Origin of the sequence: Pseudomonas sp. NPDC089530, from assembly GCF_050280705.1 — a bacterium.
Classification (GTDB): Bacteria; Pseudomonadota; Gammaproteobacteria; order Pseudomonadales; family Pseudomonadaceae; genus Aquipseudomonas.
The window spans coordinates 1-8,939 of the sequence record NZ_JBNNVU010000141.1 but is presented as its reverse complement, the minus strand read 5'-3'; the positions used below and the strand labels follow the sequence as shown (position 1 = coordinate 8,939).

Sequence of the window (8,939 nt, the reverse complement as noted above, 5' to 3'; positions counted from 1 at the left end):
GCAGAGACAAAGCTCAGCACGCCTGTGCCTGAAACGATCGAGAATTTCGCAGCATCCGCCCCGCCGACGATGCTGTAGTTCAGCGTCTGCGCCGGCAGATCGGCATCGCTCGCCGTCACCGTCGTGACGGCCGTGGTGTTCTCCGCGACGCTGACCGAAGCCGTCGCACCGGCGCCGTTGGAGGTGATAGTCGGCGAGTCGTTGCTGCCGGCGATATGCACAGTGACCGAGGTGAGGGTGCCATCGGCACTGCTCACCGCGAAGGTGTCGGTGTAGGTGGTGCCGGCGGCGAACTCGTTGTGTGCGGAGTCGGCGACATAGGTCCAGGCACCGCCCGTGCCGATGGAGAACTTGCCGTAGCTGCCGGCGGTGTTGGTCTGGGCGATGAAGGTCGCGGCGCTGTCAACATCGCTGATGGTCAGTGTGCCGGCGGTGGAGATATCGGCGGAGATATCGGTCTCGGTGAGGTTGGCGATGCCAGCGGACAGCACGGCGGCGTCGTTGGTCCCGAGGATATGCACGGTGACCGAGGAGAGGGTGCCATCGGCACTGCTCACCGCGAAGGTGTCGGTGTAGGTGGTGCCGGCGGCGAACTCGTTGTGCGCGGAATCGGCGACGTAGCTCCAGGCACCGCCCGTGCCGATGGAGAACTTGCCGTAGCTGCCGGCGGTGTTGGTCTGGGCGATGAAGGTCGCGGCGCTGTCGACATCGCTGATGGTCAGGGTGCCGGCGGTAGAGATATCGGCGGCGACATTGGTCTCGGTGAGGTTGGCGATGCCAGCGGACAGCACAGCGGCGTCGTTGGTCCCGAGGATATGCACGGTGACCGAGGAGAGGGTGCCATCGGCACTGCTCACCGCGAAGGTGTCGGTGTAGGTGGTGCCGGCGGCGAACTCGTTGTGCGCGGAGTCGGCGACGTAGCTCCAGGCACCGCCCGTGCCGATGGAGAACTTGCCGTAGCTGCCGGCGGTGTTGGTCTGGGCGACGAAGGTCGCGGCGCTGTCGACATCGCTGATGGTCAGGGTGCCGGCGGTAGAGATATCGGCGGCGACATTGGTCTCGGTGAGGTTGGCGATGCCAGCGGACAGCACAGCGGCGTCGTTGGTGCCGGTGACAGTAACGGTCACCAGCTGGGTGTCGACGCCGCCGAGGCCATCGCTGACCTGGACGCTGAACACTTCGTCGTGACTTTCGCCAGCCTTCAGTGATTGCACCGCACTGGCGACGCCATCGGTACCGTTGACCAGGGTGTAGGTCCACTGGCCGGTGCTGTCGACGGCGATTGAGCCATAGGTGCCGGTATTTGCTCCGGCAATACTCCAGGTGGCAGTGGCAGCGTGATCGATGTCGGTTGAGCTGAATTGGCCACTGACGCTGAGGGTGGTGTCTTCCTGTACCGCGCCGGCATCATTGCCGGTGGCGAAGCTGAGCACTGGCGCATCGTTGCTGCCGGTGACAGTGACGGTTACCAGTTGGGTGTCGACGCCACCAAGGCCATCGCTAACCTGGACACTGAATACTTCGTCGTGACTTTCGCCAGCCTTCAACGATTGCACGGCACTGGCGACGCCATCGGTACCGTTGACCAGGGTGTAGGTCCACTGGCCAGTGCTGTCCACGGCGATCGAACCGTAGGTTCCAGTTGGCGAACCATTGATAGTCCAGGCCGCAGTGGCGTTGTGATCGATGTCGGTCGAGCTGAACTGGCCACTGACGCTGAGCGTGGTGTCTTCCTGCACAGCGCCGACATCGTTGCCGGTGGCGAAACTGAGTACCGGTGCATCGTTGCTGCCGGTGACGGTGACGGTCACCAGTTGGGTGTCGACGCCGCCAAGGCCGTCGCTGACCTGGACACTGAATACTTCGTCGTGACTTTCGCCAGCTTTCAGTGATTGCACCGCACTGGCGACGCCATCAGTGCCATTGGCCAGGGTGTAGGTCCACTGGCCGGTACTGTCCACGGCGATCGAGCCGAAGGCGCCGGTATTTGCTCCGGCAATACTCCAGGTGGCAGTGGCAGCGTGATCTATGTCGGTTGAGCTGAATTGGCCACTGACGCTGAGGGAGGTATCTTCCTGCACGGCGCCGGCATCATTGCCGGTGGCGAAGCTGAGCACTGGCGCATCGTTGCTGCCGGTGACAGTGACGGTCACCAGTTGGGTGTCGACGCCGCCAAGGCCGTCGCTGACCTGGACGCTGAATACTTCATCATGACTTTCGCCGGCTTTCAGCGACTGCACGGCACTGGCGACGCCATCAGTACCGTTGGCCAGGGTGTAGGTCCATTGGCCGGTGCTGTCGACGGCGATTGAGCCATAGGTGCCGGTATTTACCCCGGCAATGCTCCAGGTGGCGGTGGCAGCGTGATCGATATCGGTCGAGTTGAACTGTCCACTGACGCTGAGGGTGGTGTCTTCCTGTACGGCGCCGATATCGTTGCCGGTCGCGAAGCTGAGCACAGGAGCGTCGTTGCTACCGGTAACAGTGACGGTCACCAGCTGGGTGTCGACACCGCCGAGGCCATCGCTGACCTGCACGCTGAACACCTCGTTATGACTTTCGCCGGCCTTTAGCGACTGCACTGCACTGGCAACACCATCGGTACCGTTGGCCAGGGTGTAAGTCCACTGGCCGGTGCTGTCCACCGCTATAGAACCGTAAGTTCCAGCTGGCGAACCATTGATGGACCAGGCCGCGGTGGCCGCGTGGTCGATATCGGTCGAGCTGAACTGGCCACTGACGCTGAGCGTGGTGTCTTCCTGCACAGCGCCGACATCGTTGCCGGTGGCGAAACTGAGTACCGGTGCATCGTTGCTGCCGGTGACGGTGACGGTCACCAGCTGGGTGTCGACGCCGCCTAGGCCGTCGCTGACCTGGACGCTGAACACCTCATCATGGCTTTCGCCGGCCTTCAGTGACTGCACGGCACTGGCGACGCCATCAGCACCGTTGGCCAGGGTGTAGGTCCATTGGCCGGTGCTGTCGACGGCGATTGAGCCATAGGTGCCGGTATTTACCCCGGCAATGCTCCAGGCAGCGGTGGCACTGTGATCGATGTCGGTCGAGCTGAATTGGCCGCTGACGCTGAGGGTGGTGTCTTCCTGTACGGCGCCGACATCGTTGCCGGTCACGAAACTCAGCACCGGCGCATCGTTGCTACCAGAGACGGTGACAGTGACCAACTGGGTATCGACACCGCCAAGGCCATCGCTGACTTGCACGCTGAACACTTCGTCATGGCTTTCGCCAGCCTTTAGCGACTGCACCGCACTGGCAACGCCATCGGTGCCATTGGCCAGGGTATAGGTCCACTGGCCGGTACTGTCGACGGCGATCGAGCCGTAGCTGCCGGTACTTGCCCCGGCAATGCTCCAGGTAGCGGTGGCATTGTGATCGATATCGGTCGAGCTGAACTGGCCACCGATGCTGAGCGTGGTGTCTTCCTGTACAGCGCCGGCATCATTACCGGTCGCGAAGCTAAGCACTGGCGCGTCATTGCTGCCGGTGACGGTGACAGTGACCAACTGGGTATCGACGCCGCCGAGGCCATCGCTGACCTGAACGCTGAACACCTCGTTGTGAGTCTCGCCTGCCTTCAGTGACTGCACGGCACTGGCAACGCCATCGATACCGTTGGCCAGGGTGTAGGTCCATTGGCCGCTGCTGTCGACGTCGATCGAGCCGTAGGTTCCAGTTGGCGAACCATTGATAGTCCAGGCCGTAGTGGCGTTGTGATCGATGTCGGCCGAGTTGAATTGGCCACTGACGCTGAGGATGGTGTCTTCCTGTACCGCGCCGGCATCATTGCCCGTTGCGAAGCTGAGTACCGGCGCATCGTTGGTGCCGGTGACGGTGACAGTCACCAGTTGGGTGTCGACGCCACCAAGGCCATCGCTGACCTGGACGCTGAATACTTCATTGTGACTTTCTCCCGCCTTCAATGACTGCACCGCACTGGCGACGCCATCAGTACCGTTGGCCAGGGTGTAGGTCCACTGGCCTGCGCTGTCCACGGCGATTGAGCCGTAGCTGCCGGTATTTGCCCCGGCAATGCTCCAGGTGGCAGTGGCAGCGTGATCGATGTCGGTCGAGCTGAATTGGCCACTGACGCTGAGGGAGGTATCTTCCTGCACAGCGCCGGCATCATTGCCGGTGGCGAAGCTGAGCACTGGCGCATCGTTGCTGCCGGTGACAGTGACGGTCACCAGTTGGGTGTCGACGCCGCCAAGGCCGTCGCTGACCTGGACGCTGAATACTTCATCATGACTTTCGCCGGCTTTCAGCGACTGCACTGCACTGGCGACGCCATCGGTGCCATTGGCCAGGGTGTAGGTCCACAGGCCAGTGCTGTCCACGGCGATCGAGCCGTAGGTTCCAGCTGGCGAGCCATTGATGGACCAGATGGCCGTGGCGTTGTGATCGATGTCGGTCGAGCTGAACTGACCATTGATGCTGAGGGTAGTGTCTTCCTGCACAGCGCCGACATCGTTGCCGGTGGCGAAACTGAGTACCGGTGCATCGTTGCTGCCGGTGACGGTGACGGTCACCAGTTGGGTGTCGACGCCGCCTAGGCCGTCGCTGACCTGTACGCTGAACACCTCATCATGGCTTTCGCCGGCCTTCAGTGACTGCACGGCACTGGCAACACCATCGGTGCCGTTAGCCAGGGTGTAGGTCCATTGGCCGCTGCTGTCGACGGCGATTGAGCCGTAGGTGCCGGTATTTGCCCCGGCGATGCTCCAGGTCGCGGTGGCAGCGTGATCGATGTCGGTCGAGCTGAACTGACCACTGACGCTAAGGGTGGTGTCTTCCTGCACGGCACCTACATCATTGCCGGTGGCAAAACTGAGCACCGGTGCGTCGTTGCTACCGGTGACAGTGACGGTGACCAGTTGGGTGTCGACGCCGCCAAGGCCATCGCTGACCTGAACGCTGAACACCTCATCATGAGTCTCGCCGGCTTTCAGCGATTGCACCGCACTGGCAACGCCATCGGTGCCATTGGCCAGGGTGTAGGTCCACTGGCCGGTACTGTCGACGGCGATCGAGCCGTAGCTGCCGGTACTTGCCCCGGCAATGCTCCAGGTAGCGGTGGCATTGTGATCGATGTCGGTCGAGTTGAACTGGCCACTGATGCTGAGCGTAGTGTCTTCCTGTACCGCGCCGAAATCGTTGCCTGTTGCGAAGCTCAGCACCGGCGCGTCGTTGCTGCCGCTGACAGTGACGGTCACCAGTTGGGTGTCGACGCCGCCGAGGCCATCGCTGACCTGGACGCTGAACACTTCGTCATGGCTTTCGCCAGCCTTCAGCGACTGCACTGCACTGGCAACGCCATCAGTGCCATTGGCCAGGGTGTAGGTCCACAGGCCAGTGCTGTCGACGGCGATTGAGCCGTAGCTGCCGGTACTTGCCCCGGCAATGCTCCAGGTAGCGGTGGCATTGTGATCGATGTCGGTCGAGCTGAACTGACCATTGATGCTGAGGGTAGTGTCTTCCTGCACCGTGCCGACATCGTTGCCGGCGGCAAAGCTGAGTACCGGTGCGTCGTTGCTGCCGGTGACGGTGACGGTCACCAGTTGGGTGTCGACGCCGCCTAGGCCGTCGCTGACCTGTACGCTGAACACCTCGTTGTGACTTTCGCCAACCTTCAGCGACTGCACTGCACTGGCGACGCCATCGGTGCCATTGGCCAGGGTGTAGGTCCATTGGCCGCTGCTGTCCACCGCTATAGAACCGTAGGTTCCAGTTGGCGAACCATTGATAGTCCAGGCCGCAGTGGCAGCGTGATCGATGTCGGCTGAGCTGAATTGGCCGCTGACGCTGAGAGTAGTGTCTTCCTGCACCGCGCCGGCATCGTTGCCGGTTGCGAAGTTCAGCACGGGCGCGTCATTACTACCTGTAATGGTGATGGTCACGGTCTGCGTCGCCGAAGCCGCATTAGCCGCGCCACTGTCATCGGTGGCGACCACCTTGTACGAGAAGGTGATGGTTTCACCTGCACCGAGGAAGTCGAGGTTCTGGTTGCTGCTGTAGTCCCAGCTGTCCTGATCGACTGAAAAGCCAGCCACCAGTGCCGAGGCTAGGCCCGCATTGAGCGTGCCGCCGCTCCAGGCGATGTCGCCGTTGGCGGTCTGCGACACGGTCACCAAGTCGTTGCTGTCCAGATCGGTAAAGCTCAGGGCACCGCTGTCGCTCAGTGTTGCCACGCCGTTGCCTTCGTTCATCGCCCCGGCAGTGTCGGCAATGGTCAGCGTTGGCTGATCGTTGGTGCCGGTGAGGGTGATAGTCACGGTCTGCGTCGCCGAGGCAGCATTTGCCGCGCCACTATCGTCGGTAGCGACCACCTTGTACGAGAAGGTGATGGTTTCACCCGCACCGAGGAAGTCGAGGTTCTGGCTGGTGCTGTAGTCCCAACTGTTCTGATCGACCGAGAAACCGGCCACCAGTGCCGAAGCCACGCCCGCATTGAGTGTGCCGCCGCTCCAGGCGATGTCACCGTTGGCAGTCTGCGATACGGTCACCGTGTCGGTGTTGTCCACATCGGCAAAGCTCAGGGCACCGCTGTCGCTCAGTGTTGCCGCGCCGTTGCCTTCGTTCATGGCGCCGGCGGTGTCGGCAATGGCCAGCGTTGGCCGATCGTTGCTGCCAGTGACGGTGACAGTGACCAGCTGGGTGTCGACACCGCCAAGGCCATCGCTGACCTGCACGCTGAACACTTCATCATGGCTTTCGCCAGCCTTCAGTGACTGCACGGCACTGGCAACACCATCGGTGCCGTTAGCCAGGGTGTAGGTCCATTGGCCGCTGCTGTCGACGGCGATTGAGCCGTAGGTTCCAGCTGGCGAACCATTGATGGACCAGGTGGCCGTGGCAGCGTGATCGATGTCGGTCGAGCTGAACTGACCACTGATGCTGAGGGAGGTGTCCTCCTGCACAGCGCCGGCATCATTGCCGGTTGCGAAGCTAAGTACCGGCGCGTCATTGCTGCCAGTGACAGTGACGGTGACCAGTTGGGTGTCCACGCCGCCGAGGCCGTCGCTGACCTGGACGCTGAACACCTCATCATGGCTTTCGCCGGCCTTCAGCGACTGCACGGCACTGGCAACGCCGTCGGTGCCGTTGGCCAGGGTGTAGGTCCATTGGCCGGTGCTGTCGACGGCGATCGAGCCGTAGCTGCCGGTATTTGCCCCGGCAATGCTCCAGGTAGCGCTGGCGTTGTGATCGATGTCGGCTGAGCTGAATTGGCCGCTGACGCTGAGAGTAGTGTCTTCCTGCACCGCGCCGGCATCGTTGCCGGTTGCGAAGTTCAGCACGGGCGCGTCATTACTACCCGTAATGGTGATAGTCACGGTCTGCGTCGCCGAAGCCGCGTTAGCCGCGCCACTGTCATCGGTGGCGACCACCTTGTACGAGAAGGTGATGGTTTCACCCGCGCCGAGGAAGTCGAGGTTCTGGTTGCTGCTGTAGTCCCAGCTGCCCTGATCGACTGAAAAGCCAGCCACCAGTGCCGAGGCCAAGGCCGCATTGAGCGTGCCGCCGCTCCAGGCGATGTCGCCGTTGGCGGTCTGCGACACGGTCACCAAGTCGTTGCTGTCCAGATCGGTAAAGCTCAGGGCACCGCTGTCGCTCAGTGTTGCCGCGCCGTTGCCTTCGTTCATCGCCCCGGCAGTGTCGGCAATGGTCAGCGTTGGCTGATCGTTGGTGCCGGTGAGGGTGATAGTCACGGTCTGCGTCGCCGAGGCAGCATTTGCCGCGCCACTATCGTCGGTAGCGACCACCTTGTACGAGAAGGTGATGGTTTCACCCGCACTGAGGAAGTCGAGGTTCTGGCTGGTGCTGTAGTCCCAACTGTTCTGATCGACCGAGAAACCGGCCACCAGTGCCGAAGCCACGCCCGCATTGAGCGTGCCGCCGCTCCAGGCGATGTCGCCGTTGGCAGTCTGCGATACGGTCACCGTGTCGGTGTTGTCCACATCGGCAAAGCTCAGGGCACTGCTGTCGCTCAGTGTTGCCGCGCCGTTGCCTTCGTTCATGGCGCCGGCGGTGTCGGCAATGGCCAGCGTTGGCCGATCGTTGCTGCCAGTGACGGTGACAGTGACCAGCTGGGTGTCGACACCGCCAAGGCCATCGCTGACCTGGACGCTGAATACTTCATCATGACTTTCGCCGGCCTTCAGCGATTGGACGGCACTGGCGACGCCATCAGTGCCATTGGCCAGGGTGTAGGTCCACTGGCCAGTGCTGTCTACGGCAATTGAGCCGTAGGTGCCGGTATTTACCCCGGCAATGCTCCAGGTAGCGGTGGCATTGTGATCGATGTCGGTCGAGTTGAACTGGCCGCTGACGCTGAGCGTGGTGTCTTCCTGCACGGCGCCTGCATCATTGCCGGTCGCGAAGCTGAGCACCGGCGCGTCGTTGCTGCCGGTGACAGTGACAGTCACCAGCTGGGTGTCGACGCCGCCAAGGCCGTCGCTGACCTGGACGCTGAATACTTCGTCGTGACTTTCGCCGGCCTTCAACGACTGCACTGCACTGGCAACGCCATCAGTGCCATTGGCCAGGGTGTAGGTCCACAGGCCAGTGCTGTCGACGGCAATTGAGCCGTAGCTACCGGTATTTACCCCGGCAATGCTCCAGGTAGCGGTGGCATTGTGATCGATGTCGGTCGAGCTGAACTGGCCACTGATGCTGAGCGTGGTGTCTTCCTGTACGGCGCCGGCATCATTGCCGGTGGTGAAGCTGAGCACCGGTGCGTCGTTGCTGCCGGTGACAGTGACGGTCACCAACTGGGTATCGACGCCACCGAGGCCATCGCTGACCTGAACGCTGAACACTTCATCATGACTTTCGCCAGCCTTCAGCGACTGCACGGCACTGGCAACGCCATCAGTGCCATTGGCCAGGGTGTAGGTCCATTGGCCGCTGCTGTTGACGGCGAT

1 protein-coding gene is annotated in these 8,939 nt (G+C 62.2%); it reads right to left on the bottom strand.

Annotated features, from left to right (window positions below):
- Positions 1-8,939 (bottom strand): beta strand repeat-containing protein (locus tag ACQKQA_RS28645; protein WP_427564574.1); only part of this gene is annotated, 8,939 nt, incomplete at both ends.